This is a genomic window from Geodermatophilus sp. SYSU D00696, from assembly GCF_054050235.1.
Genome location: NZ_JBJGYY010000003.1, coordinates 141,266 through 158,389, shown reverse-complemented (window position 1 = coordinate 158,389; position 17,124 = coordinate 141,266). Strand labels below are relative to the sequence as shown.

The 17,124-nt window shown below is 71.5% G+C and carries 13 protein-coding genes; 7 read left to right on the top strand and 6 right to left on the bottom strand.

Features of this window, described 5'->3' with window-relative positions; genetic code table 11:
* Positions 1-9: 9 nt before the first annotated feature.
* The 4 genes from ACI79O_RS03825 to ACI79O_RS03810 are packed head-to-tail and all read right to left on the bottom strand — an operon-like array spanning position 10 to position 3,964.
* Positions 10-678, bottom strand: a complete 669-nt coding sequence (locus ACI79O_RS03825; protein WP_456877188.1) for a CoA transferase subunit B — start codon at positions 676-678, stop codon at positions 10-12.
* Complete coding sequence (locus ACI79O_RS03820) at positions 675-1,493, bottom strand: CoA transferase subunit A (RefSeq protein ID WP_456887763.1); 819 nt, start codon at positions 1,491-1,493, stop codon at positions 675-677. The genes ACI79O_RS03825 and ACI79O_RS03820 overlap by 4 nt, the downstream gene beginning before the upstream one ends.
* Positions 1,494-1,551: 58 nt before the next feature.
* Positions 1,552-2,352 (bottom strand): TIGR03089 family protein, encoded by an 801-nt coding sequence (locus ACI79O_RS03815; protein WP_456887766.1) that lies wholly within the window; start codon positions 2,350-2,352, stop codon positions 1,552-1,554.
* A gap of 40 nt (positions 2,353-2,392) precedes the next feature.
* On the bottom strand, positions 2,393-3,964 hold the full coding sequence (locus ACI79O_RS03810; RefSeq protein ID WP_456913406.1) for an LCP family glycopolymer transferase: 1,572 nt from the start codon (positions 3,962-3,964) through the stop codon (positions 2,393-2,395).
* Between the two features lie 385 nt (positions 3,965-4,349).
* On the opposite strand from ACI79O_RS03810, the gene ACI79O_RS03805 reads away from it, so the two are divergent.
* The 6 genes from ACI79O_RS03805 (at position 4,350) to glfT1 (ending at position 12,729) form a co-directional block, all read left to right on the top strand.
* A complete protein-coding gene (locus ACI79O_RS03805) occupies positions 4,350-5,609 on the top strand; it encodes a glycosyltransferase family 2 protein (RefSeq protein ID WP_456887771.1) in 1,260 nt (419 codons plus the stop codon).
* Positions 5,610-5,777: 168 nt separating this feature from the next.
* A complete protein-coding gene (locus ACI79O_RS03800; RefSeq protein ID WP_456913405.1) occupies positions 5,778-8,108 on the top strand; it encodes an N-acetylmuramoyl-L-alanine amidase in 2,331 nt (776 codons plus the stop codon).
* A gap of 111 nt (positions 8,109-8,219) precedes the next feature.
* Positions 8,220-10,178 (top strand): DUF6541 family protein, encoded by a 1,959-nt coding sequence (locus ACI79O_RS03795; RefSeq protein WP_456887775.1) that lies wholly within the window; start codon positions 8,220-8,222, stop codon positions 10,176-10,178.
* An 18-nt stretch (positions 10,179-10,196) separates the two neighbouring features.
* The gene (wzm, locus tag ACI79O_RS03790; RefSeq protein ID WP_456887777.1) at positions 10,197-11,054 is read left to right on the top strand and encodes a galactan export ABC transporter permease subunit Wzm/RfbD; all 858 of its coding nucleotides are present in this window, start codon (positions 10,197-10,199) and stop codon (positions 11,052-11,054) included.
* Positions 11,051-11,818, top strand: a complete 768-nt coding sequence (wzt, locus tag ACI79O_RS03785) for a galactan export ABC transporter ATP-binding subunit Wzt/RfbE (RefSeq protein WP_456887779.1) — start codon at positions 11,051-11,053, stop codon at positions 11,816-11,818. Before wzm ends, wzt begins: the two co-directional genes overlap by 4 nt.
* Positions 11,815-12,729: a galactofuranosyltransferase GlfT1 gene (glfT1, locus tag ACI79O_RS03780; protein WP_456913404.1), complete on the top strand. Its 915-nt coding sequence runs from the start codon at positions 11,815-11,817 to the stop codon at positions 12,727-12,729. Before wzt ends, glfT1 begins: the two co-directional genes overlap by 4 nt.
* 69 nt (positions 12,730-12,798) lie before the next feature.
* Here the strand turns inward: glfT1 and ACI79O_RS03775 are convergent, their stop codons facing one another.
* Both ACI79O_RS03775 and glf read right to left on the bottom strand, forming a co-directional pair.
* Positions 12,799-14,748: a glycosyltransferase gene (locus tag ACI79O_RS03775; RefSeq protein WP_456913403.1), complete on the bottom strand. Its 1,950-nt coding sequence runs from the start codon at positions 14,746-14,748 to the stop codon at positions 12,799-12,801.
* Between the two features lie 18 nt (positions 14,749-14,766).
* Positions 14,767-15,954: a UDP-galactopyranose mutase gene (gene glf / locus ACI79O_RS03770; RefSeq protein ID WP_456887784.1), complete on the bottom strand. Its 1,188-nt coding sequence runs from the start codon at positions 15,952-15,954 to the stop codon at positions 14,767-14,769.
* A 188-nt stretch (positions 15,955-16,142) separates the two neighbouring features.
* Between glf and gmd the strand changes: the two genes are divergently transcribed.
* Positions 16,143-17,123, top strand: a complete 981-nt coding sequence (gmd, locus tag ACI79O_RS03765; RefSeq protein WP_456887786.1) for a GDP-mannose 4,6-dehydratase — start codon at positions 16,143-16,145, stop codon at positions 17,121-17,123.
* The last annotated feature ends 1 nt before the right edge of the window (position 17,124 follow it).

The following is a 17,124-nucleotide window of genomic DNA, read 5'->3' as shown; positions in this document are numbered from 1 at the left end:
CGGGGGTGCTCAGACGGTCGCCGGCAGCGCCATCGTCGGGACGTCGCCGGGGACGGTCAGCGGGGCGCCGGTCTTCTCGACCACCTCGTCGGGGGTCACGCCGGGGGCGACCTCGCGGAGTACGAAGCCCCCGGGCGTGACGTCGACGACGGCGAGGTCGGTGACCACGCGGTCCACGCAGCCCTTGCCGGTCAGCGGCAGCGAGCACTCCTCGACCAGCTTCGGCGACCCGTCCCGGGCGACGTGCTCCATCATGATCACCACGCGGCGGGCGCCGTGGACGAGGTCCATCGCCCCGCCCATGCCGTTCACCATCTTCCCGGGGATCAGCCAGTTGGCGAGGTCGCCGCGGGGGTTGACCTGCATGGCGCCGAGGATGGCGAGGTCGAGGTGCTTGCCGCGGATCATCCCGAAGCTGGTGGCCGAGTCGAAGAAGCTCGCGCCCGGCAGGATCGTGACCGTCTCCTTGCCGGCGTTGATGAGGTCGGGGTCCTCCTCGCCCTCGACGGGGTAGGGCCCGACGCCCAGGACGCCGTTCTCCGAGTGCAGCACCACGTGCACGCCGTCGGGGACGTGGTTGGGCACCAGGGTCGGCATGCCGATGCCGAGGTTGACGTAGGCGCCGTCCTCGAGTTCCTGGGCGACGCGGGCGGCGAGCTGGTCGCGGGTCAGGGTCACTGGGCGCTCTCCTCGGTGGCCTCCTCGCCGGCGGCGGCGAGGGGCGCGTCGTCGGTGCCGGCGGCCGGCCGGGGACGGGTGGTGCGGCGCTCGATCCGCTTGCCCTCCGGGCCCACGACGACCACCCGGTCGACGAAGACGCCGGGCAGGTGCACGTGCTCGGGGCGGATCTCGCCGGGCTCGACCAGCTCCTCGACCTCGGCGATCGTGATCCGCCCGGCCATGCCGGCGAGCGGGTTGAAGTTCATCGCCGACTCGTGGAAGACCAGGTTGCCGTGCCGGTCGCCGACCGCGGCGCGGACCAGGCCGTAGTCGGCGGTCAGCGCGGTCTCGAGCACGTACTCGACGCCGTCGAAGACGCGGGTCTCCTTGGGCGCGCTGGTCTCGACGACGTTCCCGTCGGCGTCGTAGCGGACCGGGATGCCGCCGTCGGCGACCATCGTGCCCACGCCGGTGGGCGTGTAGAAGGCGGGGATGCCGGCACCGCCGGCGCGCAGCCGCTCGGCCAGCGTGCCCTGCGGGGTCAGCTCGACCTCCAGCTCGCCGGACAGGTACAGGCGGGCGAGCTCCTTGTTGCCGCCGACGAACGAGCTGATCGTGCGGCGGATCCGACCGGCGTAGAGCAGCACGCCCAGCGCCTGGTCGTCGACCCCGCAGTTGTTCGAGATCGTGACCAGGTCCCGCGCGCCCTGCTCGAGCAGCGCGTCGATCAACCGGATCGGCACGCCGCACAGGCCGAACCCACCGACGGCGAGCACGGCGCCGTCGGTGATGTCGGCCACCGCCTCCCGCGTGCTCGCGACGACCTTGTCCATCAGGCGACCCCGTCCATCAGCTGACCACCGTCTCTCCCGGCGCGGCGGGCCGGCCGCCTCAGGCGGGCCGGCCCAGCTCGCGGATGCCCTCGATCCGGACGCCGAGCGTAGCGGTGACCCGCTCGGCCTCCGCCCGGCCGCGCAGCGTGGCGGGATCGGTGTCCCGGCACAGCACCAGGGAGGCGCCGGCGGCCAGCGGCGCCAGCAGCCAGGCCACGGGGCCGGCCTCCGCGGCGGTCCGCTCGTCGACCAGCAGCCGGTCCCCGGCCGCGATCCCCAGCCGCCCGGCGAGTTCCCCGGCGGCGGCCGCGAGCCCGCCGAGGGTCAGCTGCAGACCGCCGGCGGACAGGCCGGGGGAGTCCGGGTCCGGGGGGACGTACGGGGTGAAGACGTCGCCGTGGCCGCGCACCTCGAGCGCGAAGTCGCGGGCGGGTCCGGCGTACCCGGCCATGCCCAGGCCCAGCGGGTGCAGGGAGAGGCCGAGCAGGTCGGGCAGGTCCTGCTCCTCCAGCGGGGCGAGCCGGTCCTGGGCGGCGAGGACGACGTCGGCGGCGTCGAGGCTGCCGTCGTCCTCGGCGGCGGTGTCCAGCACCGCGGCGCCGCAGCTCCAGACCCCGAGCAGCACCGCGGCGGTCTGCCAGTGCACCGGCAGCACGACGGCCACCGTGCTGCCCGGGCCGACGTCGAACTCGTCCTGCAGCAGGTTGGCCGTCTTGGCCACCCAGTTGGCCAGCGTCGCGGCGGAGAGCTCGACGCGCCCGCCGCTGGTGTCGTCGTAGGCCGTGACCAGGGGAGCGGAGGGGGCGTGCCGCAGTACCCCGGCGAGCAGGTCCGACGGGGTCCTCGGCGCAGGGCTCATGTGCCGAGCTTCCCAGCCGGCCTGGTCGGGGATGCGTCCCTCAGTTGATGCAGCTGGTGTCGGCTGCCGTCCGGGGGACCTCGGCGGTGGTCTCGCCGGCCGGCGCGGGCGGCGTGGTCGGCTGCCCGATGCCGTTGAAGTCGCTGCCCAGGACCAGCTGCACGGTGCCGCTCGCGGCGTCCTCGCTGACCTCGGCAGTGGCTCCGGGCACCTGCCCGGCCAGTGTCGTCGCCAGCGCCTCGTCGCCGGCGGCATGCCGGACGACGGTCTGCTCGTAGTCGCTGCTGTCGGCGTTGCCGGTGGAGGTCACCGCGAAGCCGGCGGCCTCGAGCTCGGCAGCGGCCTCGGCGGCCAGTCCGGAGGTACCCGAGCCGTTGTAGACCTCCACCGACACCTGCGACGGCGCCACGGTGGCCGGGGCCTCGGTCTCGGGTGCAGCCGGGACCTCCGGCTCGGCGGAGAGGTCGGCGAAGAACTCGTGCAGCGTGTCCTCGTCGGCCAGCTCGAGGATCGAGCGGCCCTGCTCGTCGCGGCCGTCGCCGACGATGGGCACGGTCTGGAACTCGATGCTGTCGGCGGCCACCGCCTGCATCTGCTGGGCGAGGTCGAGCAGCACCAGGTCGCGGTCGATGGTCAGCGACTCCGACGCCGCCTGCACCAGCTGTCGCTGCTTGCCCAGGTCGAGCAGCACGTCCTCGGAGAGCATCTTGCGCAGGACGCCGCCGATGAACACCTGCTGGCGGACGATCCGGTCGAGGTCGCCGCGGGGCAGTCCGTGCCGCTGCCGGACGAAGGCCAGCGCCTCGGCGCCGGAGATGGTCTGCTCGCCGGCGGGGAAGACCGCGCCGGAGAACCCCGAGTCGTCGACCGCCTCGCACAGGTTCACCGTGACGCCGCCGACGACGCTCGTGAGGTTGAAGAAGCCGAGCAGGTCGACCTCGGCGTAGTGGTCGATCTGCAGACCGGTGAGCTGGCTGATCGTGCGCACCAGCAGCTGTGCGCCGCCGGCCTGGCGCTCCTCCTCCGGCGCGGAGTCGTCGACCTCCGCGTACCCGTGGGCGTAGGCGGCGTTGAGCTTGTCCATCCCGTAGCCGGGGATCTCGACGTAGGAGTCGCGCGGGAAGGAGACGAACGAGGCGCGCGACCCGTCGGCGGGGACGTGCACCAGGATCATCGTGTCGGTGTTGATCCCGGAGTCCGAGCCGGCGGTGAGCTCGGCGAGCTGCTCGGGGGTGAGCGCGGCGCGGCTGTCGTTGCCGACCAGCAGCAGGTTCATCGCCTCGGGGGCGCCCCCGGTGTCGGCGTTGCCGTCGGTGGGGATGGCGTCGGTGCGGTTGACCGTGGCCTCGGCGACCCGGCCGAGGTACCAGCCCCAGCCGCTGCCGGCGAGCAAGAGCACCGACAGGACGACGGCGAGCGGGCGGGCCGCGACGGCAGCGCGGCCTCCCCGGCGGCGCGGCTCGCCGGCCGTGGCGCTGCTGCGAGCGCCCCGCGGCACGGCCTCCTCGCCCGTGGCGCCCCGGCTGCTGCGCGGGCGGGACGGGCGACCGGCACGCGGGTCGAGCCGCGCCGGGAGCGGCCGGCCCGAGGGCTCGTTGCGGTCTCGGCTCACGCGATCGAGGTTAGGGGCGGCCGGTGGCGGCAAGCGGTCCGCGACACGGGGGAACGCTCCGTCTCGGCGCGCGTGCCCGTCTGGCACCGGCCGCCCGCCTGGTCGTGCACTGCCCCACCGGGCACGGCCGTCACAGGGGCACCCGACGGGTCCGGGCCCCGCGTGGCTCACCGGCTCCGGCCGAGGGCGCTGCCTGCCCGGAATATGCTCTGCAGATCGTCGGCGACCCGGGCCCGGCGCAGTGCTCCGGTCTCCACCGCGAGGCGGCGTGCTGTTCCAGCACTCGTGACACTTCCGTCACAGTCGTCGGCGACGTTCGGGCGTGTCCGCGGTGTGGCCGCTTACCGTGGCCCTGTTCTCACCACGAGCCCGAGGAGCTGCACCTGTGGGTGCCCACGACACCGAGATCGAGCTGTCCATCGTCATGCCCTGCCTCAACGAGGCGGAGACGCTGGCGGTCTGCATCCGCAAGGCGCGCGGCTTCCTCGAGCGCAGCGGCGTGAGCGGTGAGGTCGTCATCGCCGACAACGGCAGCACCGACGGCTCGCAACAGATCGCCGAGGCCGAGGGCGCGCGGGTCGTGCCGGTGACCGAGAAGGGCTACGGCAACGCCCTGCTCGGCGGCATCCGGGCCGCACGCGGCCGCTACGTGGTCATGGGCGACGCGGACGACAGTTACGACTTCTCCGACCTCGGGCCCTTCGTCGCCGAACTGCGGGCCGGCGCCGACCTCGTCATGGGGAACCGTTTTGCGGGTGGCATCGCCGACGGCGCGATGCCGCCGTTGCACCGCTACGTCGGCAACCCGGTGCTGTCCTTCATCGGTCGGCTCTTCTTCAAGGCCCGCGTCGGGGACTTCCACTGCGGCCTGCGCGGCTTCAACCGCCAGCGGTTGCTCGAACTCGACCTGCACACGACGGGCATGGAGTTCGCCTCCGAGGTCGTGGTCCGCGCCGTCCTCGCCGGACACCGCATCGCCGAGGTCCCGACGACGCTGAGCAAGGACGGGCGCAGCCGGCCCCCGCACCTGCGCAGCTTCCGGGACGGCTGGCGTCACCTCCGCTTCCTGCTGCTCTACGCGCCGCGGTGGCTCTTCCTCTTCCCTGGTTTCGCCCTGGCCGGCGTCGGTGCGCTCGCCACGGCGGTGCTGCTGTTCACCCCGGTGACCATCGGCTCGGCGACCTTCGACATCGGCACGCTCGGCTACGCGGCCGCCGCCCTGTTGATCGGCAGCCAGGCGATCGCCTTCTGGCTGCTGACCAAGGTCTACGCGATCGAGGAGGGCTTCCTGCCACCGGATCCGCGCATGACCCGGCTCTTCCGCCGCTTCACCCTCGAGGTGGGGCTGGTCACCGGCGGTCTCCTCTTCCTCATCGGCGTCGTCGCGGGGGTCGTCTCGCTCGTCAGGTGGGGACAGGCCGGTCTGGGCGCGCTCGACACCGGGACACAGATCCGCATCGTCGTCGTCGCGATGATCGGCCTCATCCTGGGCGCGCAGGTGGTCCTCAACAGCCTCTTCGTGTCCATCCTCGGTCTCGGGCGCAAGGACCGCCCCCGCGTCGACATCGCCGATCCCGGGGTCCCGGCCCGGATGCCCGTCACGCAGGTGTCCCCGGTCGTGTCTCGGGGGCAGTCCGCGGCCTGAGAGGGCTCCGGCCGGGGCGAGCGGGTGGCTCGTCCCGGCCCGCCAGGTCTCACGGGCGGTTCCGGTCACGAGAGCGCACCTGCCTGCCGATGACGAGATGACCGGGTCGTGCGGGTGTCGCACCTCCTGGCACAACCCTCGAGTCGTCGAGTCCTGGAGCTCCCTGTCGTGCGTCGCCTGTTCGCGGGACTGCTCGCCTTCGTAGCGGTCACCAGCACCCTTCTGGTCCTGCCCGTCTACGCGGCTCCCCAGCCGGGGGCCGAGCCGGTCCAGACCTCGGTCGAGGAGGTCCCGCTGGGCTCCGTGGAGGACCCCGCGCCGGAGGCCGACGTCCAGGAGGGGACCACCGAGCCCGTGAGTGGGGTGCCGGACACCGCGTCGGTCCTCACGGTCACCCGGGAGTCGACCGACGAGTTCTCCCTGGTCGGCGTCACCTGGGCGCCGGACCCGGCCGTCGTCGACGTCGCCGTCCAGGTCCGGGTCCGCAGCGGCGACGAGCCCTGGGGCGAGTGGGCGCAGGTCGGTCCGGAGGACGCTGGTCAGGACGCGGGACAGCCCGCCGTCGGGAATGGAGAGCCGCGCCGGGCCGGCACCGCGCCGCTGTGGACCGGCCCCAGCACCGGTGTCGAGGTCGAGCTGGTGACCCGGTCGGGTGCGGCGCCGACCGACGTCCGACTCGACCTGGTCGACCCCGGGGAGAGTGCAGCCGACGCCGCGCTGGAGACGCCCGACATCCAGGACACCGCCGACGCGGCGCTGGCCATGCCCCCGGTCTACTCACGCGCGCAGTGGGGCGCCGACGAGTCCATCCGCACGTGGGCTCCTCAGTACGCCCCGACGATCAAGGCCGCGACGCTGCACCACACCGCGGATGCGAACGGCTACACGGTCGACCAGGTGCCGGCGATGATGCGGTCGATCTACCGCTACCACACCGTCAGCCTGGGCTGGGGCGACATCGGCTACAACGTCGTCGCCGACAGGTTCGGCCGGTTGTGGGAGGGCCGTTCCGGCGGTCTGGCCAGCACGGTCGTCGGCGCCCACGCGGGCGGCTTCAACAGCGGCACCTTCGGGGTGTCGATGCTCGGGAACTACGACACGGTGGCGACGACCCAGCCGATGGTCGACGCGGTCGCCGCGATCATCGCGTGGAAGTTCTCGCTGTACGGCGTGGACCCCACCGGGACCACGACCCTGATCTCCGGCGGAGGCGGGACGGCCCGGTACGCCTCCGGGACACCGGTGACGCTGCCGACGGTCTTCGGCCACCGCGACGTCGGCTCGACCGCCTGTCCGGGCCGCTACGGGTACGCCAGGCTGCCCGAGATCCGCGCCAAGGTGGCTCGCACGCTGAGTACGTCCGTGGACCCCGGCACCGCCATCGGCTCCCGCTACCTGGCCGACGCGAGCGTGCGGGTCGCCCTGGGCGCGCCCACCGGACCGGAGCAGGACGGCGGCGGGTACCGCTGGCAGCCCTTCGATCGAGGTCGGATGTACTCCTCAGCGGAGACCGGGACGCACTTTCTCGTCAACGGCAACCTCGCCGCCTACCTGGGGACTGGTGGCCCGCCGGTGCTGGGCCTGCCGACGACCGACGAGCTGGTCGTCCCTGGCGGTGGCGGCGTCTACAACCACTTCCCCCACGCCTCGATCTACTGGTCACCGGCCACCGGGTCCCAGGTGGTCGTCAACGCCATCCGGGCGCTTTGGATCCGCAGCGGCTGGGAAGCCGGCCGGCTCGGTTACCCGACCAGCGGGGAGATCGGGCTGCCCGGCGGGCGCGGCGTCGTCCAGCACTTCGAGGGCGGCGACGTCTACTGGTCGCTCGACACACCGAGCACCGCGGTCGTCGGTGGGATGAAGGTGTCCTACGACCGGCTCGGCGGGCAGCAGAGCCGACTCGGGTACCCGCTGTCCGGAGAGGAGCACCTCGCCGTGACCGGTGGCTTCCGCCAGCGGTTCCAGGGGGGTGACGTGTACTGGACCGAGCGGACCGGTGGCCAGGTCGTGGCGGGTGGTATCGCGCTGGCCTACCAGCGTCTCGGCGCCGACGCGGGGCGGCTGGCCTACCCGGTGGCCGGGGAGGAGTACCTCGGCGACGACCGCGGCTTCCGGCAGCGGTTCCAGAGGGGGGCCGTCTACTGGACAGCCGCCACGGGGGGCATGCAGGTCACCGGGGGCATCGGCGGGCTGTACACCGCCATGGGCGCGCAAGCCAGCCGGTTGGGCTATCCCCTCACCGACGAACGGGGCCTCGCGGACGGTCGCGGGATCGTCCAGTCGTTCGAGGGCGGCGTCGTCTACTGGAGCGCGCGCACGGGACCGCACTACGTGGCCGGGGGCATCGGCGCCCTGTACCGCGACCTGGGCGCGGAGAAGAGCCGGCTCGGGTACCCGACCAGTGACGAGACGGCGGTCCCGGGTGGCTTCGTGAGCACCTTCGAGCACGGGCGGATCACCTGGACGCCCGCGGAGGGGCCGCGCGTCTGGTACGGCTGAGACGAGCGTGTCGGGTGGGGGTGACCGGTCCGTCCGCCTCCGCGTCGGCGTGCACCTCCCTGGCTACCCTGGGCCCATGCCCCGCGGTGCCCTGTCGACCTCCCGAGCCCAGTGAGCGCCGGGCTCGCCGTCGCCGCCGCTGGCCTCCTCCTCTTCTTGCCGGGAGCGATCGCTGCGTCGGCCCTGGGCATGAGGGGTGCGTCCGCCCTGGGGGCGGCGCCGGCGCTGTCATTGGGCCTGTACGCCTGCGTCGCAGTGGTCTTCGGGGCCGCCGGGGTGCGGTGGGAGCCGACGACGGTCGGCCTCGCTCTGCTGGTCGTCCTGATCGGCCTGACCGCCGCTCGCCGTCCGTGGCGGCGGGGCGTCACGGACGCGCCGGACAGGACGGGGACCCGCGCGGCGCGGTGGCGCCCGTGGTCGGGGCACGCCGCCGTCCTCGCGCTGTGGGCGGTGGTCTCGGCGGTCTCCGCGTACCTGGTCGTGCGGGCCAGCCAGGGTCTGCAGCGACCGCAGCAGTACTGGGACGCGATGTTCCACGCCAATGCCGTCCGCTGGATTGCCGAGCACGGCGACATCGCTCCCGCCGATCTCGCGCCCCTGGCCCAGCCGGAGAACGACGCGTTCTACTACCCCGACGTCTTCCACGGTGTCGCAGCACTGCTGGTCGACCTCGGTGCCGGGTCGGTGCCGGTCGCGATCAACGCAGTTCTCGCCGTGCTGCCGGGGGTATTCGCCGCTGGGGCGGGGCTGCTCGCCTGGGTCCTGTTTGGCCGCCCCGTCGTCAGTGCCGCTGCCCTCGTGCTCGCCACGGTGGTCACCGCCTTCCCCTACGACCTGTTCTTCTGGGGGCCGCTGTGGCCGTTCGGCACAGCGGTGGCCGCCATCGGTTCAGCGGCAGCGCTCATCCTGCTCCTGGCGCGCCACGGGAGCTCGGCTACTGCGGTGGCTGCGGCCCTGGGGTTGCTGGGGGTCGTCCACACGCAGCCGGCCGCCGGCGTTGGCTGCCTCCTCCTCGCCGTGGTCCTGGGCCTACCCCAGATGCTCGTCTGCCTCCGGCGGCTCCCCGGGCCTCGCGAGCGGCTGCAGCACGCGGGTTGGGTCCTGTTCGCGGCTGCTGTCTTCACCCTCGTGTCCGCCCCGCTGGTGTCCTCGCTGACAGGACAGAGCGGCGGCCTCGGCGGTGTGGACTGGCCAGCGGTTGCCTCGCCGGGTCAGGCAATCGGCCAGTTGCTGACCTTCAATCAGGACTCGGCCCACCCCCAGTGGGCGTTGGCCGCACTCCTGCTGGTCGGTGTGCTGGCGGCCCCCCGCTGCGGTTGGCGGGGCTGGTCGCTGCTCGTGGCCACCGGACTGTTCGCCGCCCTGTACGTCATGGCCGCCGCGTACGACGAGCCGCTCCAGCAGTCGCTGACCTCGCTGTGGTGGAACGACCGCTGGCGTTTCGCAGCGCTGTTCGCGGTCCCGGCGGTGATCGTGGCCGCCGTCGGCGTGCAGGTGGCCGCGGACGGGCTGCGAGACCTCATCGCACAACTGCCGGGAGCCGCAGGACGACGAGGACGGCGACTCGTCCCGGTGCTGGTCCTGGTCGTCGTGGCGGGAGTGGTGGTCCTCGCCTATTTCCCTCGCAACCAGGAACGGGTGGCGCTCGGCTACACCGACGGCCCCACCTTCTCCGAGGAGGAGCAGAGGGGCTATGCCGTCTTGGCGGATCTGCACGACGGTGGAGCCGTCCTCAACGACCCCTTCGACGGGTCGGCGTGGTCCTTCGCGTACTACCAGCTGCCGCTGGTGTTCCGGTCACCGATCACGCCGCCCTACCGACCCGAGGACATCGGCGAGGACCGGCTCCTATTGTTCCGGGAGTTCAACCAGTTGGACACCGACGAGGCCGTCCAGACAGCCGTCGAGGACTTGGACGTGCGCTGGGTGGTGATCAGTGAGGGCTTCACCGCCGTCGGCCAGACGCGGGCGGCGGGTCTCACCGATCTCGACCAGGTCGATGGGCTGGAGCTGGTCTACAGCGATCGGCAGACGAGCATCTACCGCCTCACCCGACCCGGACGGGTCTGAGAACCAGAGAGTCCTGACATGAGCCTCGACGCACCCGCGGCGCCGCCGCCCGTCACGTCCAACACCCGGCCGTGGCGCAGCGCGTTCGCCGATCTCTCCGGCGGCTGGCGCCAGCGCCAGCTCTGGGGGCACCTGGGCTGGCAGGACATCCGGCAGCGCTACCGGCGTTCGGTCCTCGGCCCGGTCTGGATCACCATCAGCATGGCGGTCACCGCCGTCGCGCTCGGCATCCTCTACTCGGGCCTGTTCGACATCCCGCTGGAGCGGCTGCTGCCGCACGTCCTCGTCGGCTTCATCGTCTGGGCCTTCATCAGCGGCTGCATCACCGAGGGCTCAGAGGTCTTCATCGCCAACGAGGGTCTGATCAAGCACCTGCCGTCTCCGCTGTCGGTGCACGTCTACCGGCTGGTCTGGCGGCAGACCCTGTTCTTCCTGCACAACCTGATCGTCTACGGGGTCATGCTCCTGGTCTTCCCCCAGCCGTTGAAGTGGACGGCGGTGTACGCCGTCCCGGCGTTCGCGGTGCTGGCCCTCAACGGCGTCTGGGTGGCCCTCGCCGTCGGCATCATCACCGCACGGTTCCGCGACATCCTGCCGATCACGCAGAGCGTGGTGCAACTGGCGTTCTTCCTGACGCCGATCGTCTGGATCTACGACGAGCTGGTGAACAGCCCCAACCCGGACATCGCCGAACGGGCACGGCTGGCCGAGTTCAACCCGTTCCTGCACTTCCTCGAGATCATCCGTCGTCCGCTGCTGGGCCAGGACCAGCTGCTGCGGTACTGGGTGGTCGTCCTCGCCATCACGGTGGTCGGCTGGGCGCTGACACTGCTCGTGCTGCGCCGCTACCGGTCCCGCGTCTCCTACTGGGTGTGAACGTGTCCGACATCTCCTATTCGATCGGCATCACGACCAAGGACGCCTGTGTCGACTTCCCGATCTTCGACGCCAAGAGCCGGTCGCTGAAGAAGACCGTCATGGGTCTGGTCGGCGGCAACATCGACAGCGGCGCCAAGGTGCCGGTCATCGAGGCGCTGCGGGACATCACCGTGCACCTCGAGCACGGCGCCCGAGTCGGGCTGGTCGGTCACAACGGCGCCGGCAAGTCCACGCTGCTGCGGCTCCTGTCGGGCATCTACGAGCCCACGCGCGGGATCGCGGAGGTCCGTGGCCGGGTGGCGCCGGTGTTCGACCTCGGCGTGGGCATGGACCCGGAGATCTCCGGCTTCGAGAACATCATGATCCGCGGGTTGTTCCTCGGCATGACGCGCAAGCAGATGCAGGAGCGCGTCGACGACATCGCCGACTTCACCGAGCTCGGCGACTTCCTGCACATGCCGCTGCGCACGTACTCCACCGGCATGCGGGTACGCCTGGCCCTCGGCGTGGTCACCAGCATCGACCCGGAGATCCTGCTGCTCGACGAGGGGATCGGCGCGGTCGACGCCGCCTTCCTCGAGAAGTCCAAGCGGCGGCTGGTGGAGCTCGTCGACCGCTCGGGCCTGCTGGTGTTCGCGTCGCACTCCGACGAGTTCCTCCGCGAGCTGTGCGACACGGCCATCTGGATGGAGCACGGCCGGATCAGGCAACAGGGCGACATCGACGACGTGCTGCGCGCCTACAAGGGCCAGCCCGCGTGACGTCGTCGGCAGGCGGGGGCCGGTCGTCGGAGCGCGTCGTCGCCGTCGTCGTGACACGGCACCGCAGGGAGCTGCTCGCCGAGAGCCTGGCCGCGATCGCCGCGCAGAGCCGCGGCGTCGACCACGTCGTCGTCGTGGACAACGGCCCGGACCGGTCTGCTGCCGACGTCGTCGCGGCCAGCGGGCTGCCCGCCACCTACCTGCCCAGTGAGCGCAACCTGGGTGGCGCCGGCGGCTTCGCCTACGGCATGCTGCACGCCCTCGCCACGGGTGCGGACTGGATCTGGTGCGCCGACGACGACGGCCGGCCCGCCGACGACACCGTGCTCGCCACGCTGCTGGCCGCCGCGGAGCGGCACGGGTTGGCCGAGGTCAGCCCGCTGGTCACCGACATGGCCGACCCCGACCGGTTGGCCTTCCCGCTGCGCCGGGGGCTGACCTGGCGCCGCCGCCGGAGCGACTTCGACGGGCTGGACCTGCTGCCGAACTACGCCTCCTTGTTCAACGGGGCGCTGTTCCGGGCCGAGGCGCTCGACGTCGTCGGCGTCCCGGACCACCGGCTGTTCTTCCGCGGCGACGAGACCGAGATCCACCGGCGGATGCTGCGCGCCGGCCTGCGCTTCGGCACCTGCCCGCAGGCGGCCTACCTGCACCCCGAGGGGACGACGGAGTTCGCTCCGATCCTCGGTGGGCGGCTGTCGGCCCAGTACCCGGCCGACGAGGTGAAGCGCTACTTCACCTACCGCAACCGTGGCTACCTCATGTCGCAGCCGGGCATGCGCTGGCTACGGCCGCTGGAGACGATTCGCTTCGGGTGGTTCTTCCTCGTCTCCCGTCGTGACCGCGCGGGGTGGAGGGAGTGGCGCCGGTTGACCCGCGCGGGCCGCCGGGAGCAGCTCACTCGCCCATGACCGGGGCCGGACCCACGACGAGAGGGGCCCACACCGGCCGGTGTGGGCCCCTCGTCCCGGATCGCTGTATCAGCGCTGTGTGGCCTCGCCGCTGGTGAAGGCCTTTTCCCAGCTCTGGGGTGACGTGAGCTCGCCGAGGTGGGCGCGGTACTGCCTCGCCAACGAGGGGAACTCGCGGTAGAGCCGGGCGTGTACCCGGATGGAGTGCCGCAGCATCTCCCAGAAGGTCCGCGGCTCCCGGCGGCGGAAGGTGACGCCGCGACCGTCGGCCGTGCCGACGGTCGCACTGTCGAGGCGGGAGAGGAGGAACCAGCGGGCGTCCTGGGCGCTGATGTTGAGCTCCGGCCGGTCCTGGCTCTCGGGCTTCGGCTTCCGCAGGTTGTGCGCCATCGCCGCCAGCAGCGTGCGGCCGATGGTGAGCGGCGTCGTCGGCGGCTTCATGAACCTCTCCGCCTTCACCGCGCCCAACGAGGGCAGCGGCAGGTCCGAAGAGGAGGGGAGCACGACCCCGTCGGGGTGGTCGCCCTGGTGCCGCAGGGCCGTGGGCAACGCGGTCGGCAGCAGCGGGAAGAGGCGCTCGGGTCCGGCGAGGAAGTCGTCGTACGCCCGGTGGTGCAACGCCGCGGTGGCGTACTGCAACATGATCAGGAACTTGAGGTCGAACTTGAAGGTGTCCCGCAGCAGCGTGCCGCCGTGCTTGTACTGGCTGTGCAGCGCGGCGGCGACCAGGCGGTTGCGGGTGTGGAAGTACGCCTGCCAGCCGGCGGTGTCGTCCTTGTCGCTCCACGACAGGTGCCAGACCGCGACGCCCGGGAGGGTGGCTACGGGGAAACCGTTCTCCCGAGCGCGGATGCCGTACTCGGCGTCGTCCCACTTGATGAAGACGGGCAGTGCGAATCCGAGCCGTTCCAGCGCCTCACGCGGGATCAGGCACATCCACCAGCCGGTGTAGTCGACGTCGATGCGGCGGTGGAGCGACGGCGACCTCCGCAGGCTGTCCCTCGCGAAGTCGTGCGCGTACTCGGTGTTGGGCGCCGCTCGCCAGAAGAACTTGTCCGGGGCCACGACCTCGCCCATGGTGTGCAGCACGGAGCGGTCCTGCAGCGCCAGCATCTGGCCGCCGACGAGCATGGGGGTCTTGGCGAAGCGCGCGAAGGCGAGGACGCGGGCGATGCTGTCGGGCTCGATCTGGACGTCGTCGTCGAGCAGCAGGTGGTGGGTCGCGTCGGTGTGGGTCAGGCTCTCGTACATCGTCCGCGAGAAGCCGCCGCTGCCCCCGAGGTTGCCCTGCGCGACCAGCATCAGCCGGCCGCCGAGATCGGACTCGGCCGTCGCGAACCCGGCGGCGTCGCGCACCTTCTTGCTGCCCTGGTCGGCGACGATGACGGTGGAGATCTGCTCGCGTACGTGATCATCACCGGCGAGGGCCTGCAGCGCCGCCACGCAGTCGTCCGGGCGGTTGAACGTGCAGATGCCGATGGACAGCCGGGCCTCACGCTCCGGAGCCTGCGGGGAGTACCAGGCGGCATCGCGGATGGTCAGCGGAGAGTCGTCGGCGGTGAGGTCGAACCAGTACCAGCCGCCGTCCTCGAACGGGGTCAGGTCCAGGGCGAACTCCAAGCGCCGGTCGTCGCCGGTCGTGGTCACGCCGGTGACGTGGATGACGCTGCCGTCGGCCTTGGACCGGTACACGTCGATGCGGCCAGGGCCGGAGACGGTCATGCCGAGGACCACCTCGCGGAGCACCGTCCACCGCCGCCAGTAACTGGCGGGGAAGGCGTTGAAGTAGGTGGCGAAGGAGACCTCGTTGCCCGCGGCCACGGTGGCGTCCGCGCGGGACGCCGACTTGGCCCGCTTGGTCCGGTCCTCGTCCACGTACAGCGACCGGACCTTCAGCGGGTCGCCGGGACGGGGCAGGATCACCCGCTGCAGGAGTGTGACCGCCTTGCCCGAGGCCAGGTCCTCGGCCGAGAGCTCGCTGACCCGCTCCGGGGAGACCGGGGACTGCGTCGTCGTCATGGGAGTCAGTCCTCGCTGTCAGTCATCGAGGCGGCCGTCGAGCGAGCCGCCCTCGTCGAAGAAGGGCCGGATGCGGTTGTCGAACATGCTCAGCGCCGACCCGATGGCCATGTGCATGTCCAGGTACTTGTACGTGCCCAGCCGGCCACCGAAGAGCACACGCTTCTCGGCGGCCTCCTTCTTGGCCAGCTCCCGGTAGCGCTCGAGCTTGGCGCGGTCCTCGGGGGTGTTGATCGGGTAGTACGGCTCGTCGCCGGTCTCGGCGAAGCGCGAGTACTCCCGGACGACGACGGTCTTGTCCGCCGGGTAGTCCCGCTCGGGGTGGAAGTGCCGGAACTCGTGGATCCGGGTGAAGGGCACGTCCTCGTCGGCGTAGTTCATGACCGAGGTGCCCTGGAAGTCGCCGATCGGCAGGACCTCGGTCTCGAAGTCCAGCGTGCGCCAGCCGAGCTCGCCGGCCTCGTAGTCGAAGTACTTGTCGATCGGGCCGGTGAAGACCGTCGGCACGTCAGCGGGCAGCTCGTCGCGGACGTCGAAGTAGTCCGTCGACAGCCGCACCTCGATGTTCGGGTGGTCGGCCATCTTCTGCAGCCACGCGGTGTAGCCGCCGACGGGCAGGCCCTCGTAGGTGTCGTTGAAGTACCGGTTGTCGAACGTGTAGCGCACCGGCAGGCGGGCGATGACCGCGGCGGGCAGCTCGGTGGGGTCGGTCTGCCACTGCTTCTTGGTGTAGCCGCGGATGAAGGCCTCGTAGAGGGGACGGCCGATCAGGGAGATCGCCTTCTCCTCGAGGTTCTGCGCCTCGGCGGTGTCGATCTCACCGGCCTGCTCCGCGACGAGCTCCCGGGCCTCGGAGGGGGAGAAGCTCTTGTCGAAGTACTGGCAGATCGTGGCCAGGTTGATCGGCAGGGAGTAGGTCTTGCCCTGGTAGATCGAGTAGACCTTGTGCTGGTACTTCGTGAAGTCGGTGAACTGGTTGACGTACTGCCAGACCCGCTCGTTGGACGTGTGGAACAGGTGGGCGCCGTACCGGTGGATCTCGATGCCGGTCTCGGGCTCGGGCTCGGAGTAGGCGTTGCCCCCGACGTGGTCGCGTCGGTCGAGGACGAGCACGCGCTTGTCCAGCTGGCTGGCCACCCGCTCGGCGACGGTCAGACCGAAGAAGCCGGAGCCGACGACCACGAGGTCAGGTCTCGCTGAGGTCACGGGACCCGACGATACCGTCGCGGCCCGCTCGAGCCCCGCTGCCCGAGGTGTGCCGGACCCGTCCGGTCCGCTCGTCTGCCCCGTGGGCCACAGGGTCACCAGGGACCCCTGCAGGTGCGCCGCCCCGGCACCGCCCCCACGGGGCCGTGCGAGCATCGGCGGGCAACCACCGTCTCAAGGAGCAGTTCATGAAGCGCGCGTTGATCACCGGGGTGACCGGTCAGGACGGTCTCTACCTGGCGGAGCTCTTGCTCGGCAAGGGCTACGAGGTCTACGGCCTCGTCCGCGGGCAGAACAACCCCAAGGTGGAGATCGCCCGGCAGATCCCGGGGCTCGAGCTGCTCTTCGGGGACCTCACCGACCTGTCCAGCCTGCTGCGCGCCGTCCAGGCCGCCCAGCCCGACGAGGTCTACAACCTGGGGGCGATCTCGTTCGTCGCCTACTCGTGGGAGAACGCCCACCTCACCTCGGACGTCACCGGCAAGGGCGTGCTCAACATGCTCGAGGCCGTCCGGCTCTCCTGCGGCGACGACCCGGGCCGGATCCGCTTCTACCAGGCGTCCAGCTCGGAGATGTTCGGCAAGGTCCAGGAGGTCCCCCAGCGCGAGACCACCCTGCTCTGGCCGCGCTCGCCCTACGGCGTGGCCAAGGTCTTCGGCCACTACATGACGATCAACTACCGCGAGTCCTACGGGATGCACGCCTCATCGGGGATCCTGTTCAACCACGAGTCCCCGCGCCGCGGGCCCGAGTTCGTCACCCGCAAGGTCACCCGGGCCGTCGCCCGGATCCACCTCGGCCTCCAGCAGGACCTCCAGCTGGGCAACCTGGACGCGCGCCGGGACTGGGGGTTCGCCGGCGACTACGTCGAGGCGATGTGGCTGATGCTGCAGCAGGACCAGCCCGACGACTACGTCGTCGCCACCGGCGAGACGCACTCCATCCGCGAGCTGCTCGACGTCGCCTTCCGCGCCGTCGGGGTCGACGACTGGGAGCCCTACGTCAAGCTCAACCCCGCCTTCGTCCGACCCGCCGAGGTGGACCTCCTCATCGGGGATGCGTCGAAGGCCGAGGAGAAGCTGGGTTGGAAGCCGAAGGTCGGCTTCGAGCAGCTGGTCCAGATGATGGTCGAGTCCGACCTCGCGGAGCAGCGCTCCCTGGCCGGCTGAG

Bases quoted from the DNA above. Each gene is read 5' to 3' on its own strand.
- wzm (WP_456887777.1), top strand. From the start codon at position 10,197: ATGAGCCTCGACGCACCCGCGGCGCCGCCGCCCGTCACGTCCAACACC.
- gmd (WP_456887786.1), top strand. From the start codon at position 16,143: ATGAAGCGCGCGTTGATCACCGGGGTGACCGGTCAGGACGGTCTCTAC.
- ACI79O_RS03815 (WP_456887766.1), bottom strand. From the start codon at position 2,352: ATGAGCCCTGCGCCGAGGACCCCGTCGGACCTGCTCGCCGGGGTACTG.
- ACI79O_RS03775 (WP_456913403.1), bottom strand. From the start codon at position 14,748: ATGACGACGACGCAGTCCCCGGTCTCCCCGGAGCGGGTCAGCGAGCTC.
- ACI79O_RS03820 (WP_456887763.1), bottom strand. From the start codon at position 1,493: ATGGACAAGGTCGTCGCGAGCACGCGGGAGGCGGTGGCCGACATCACC.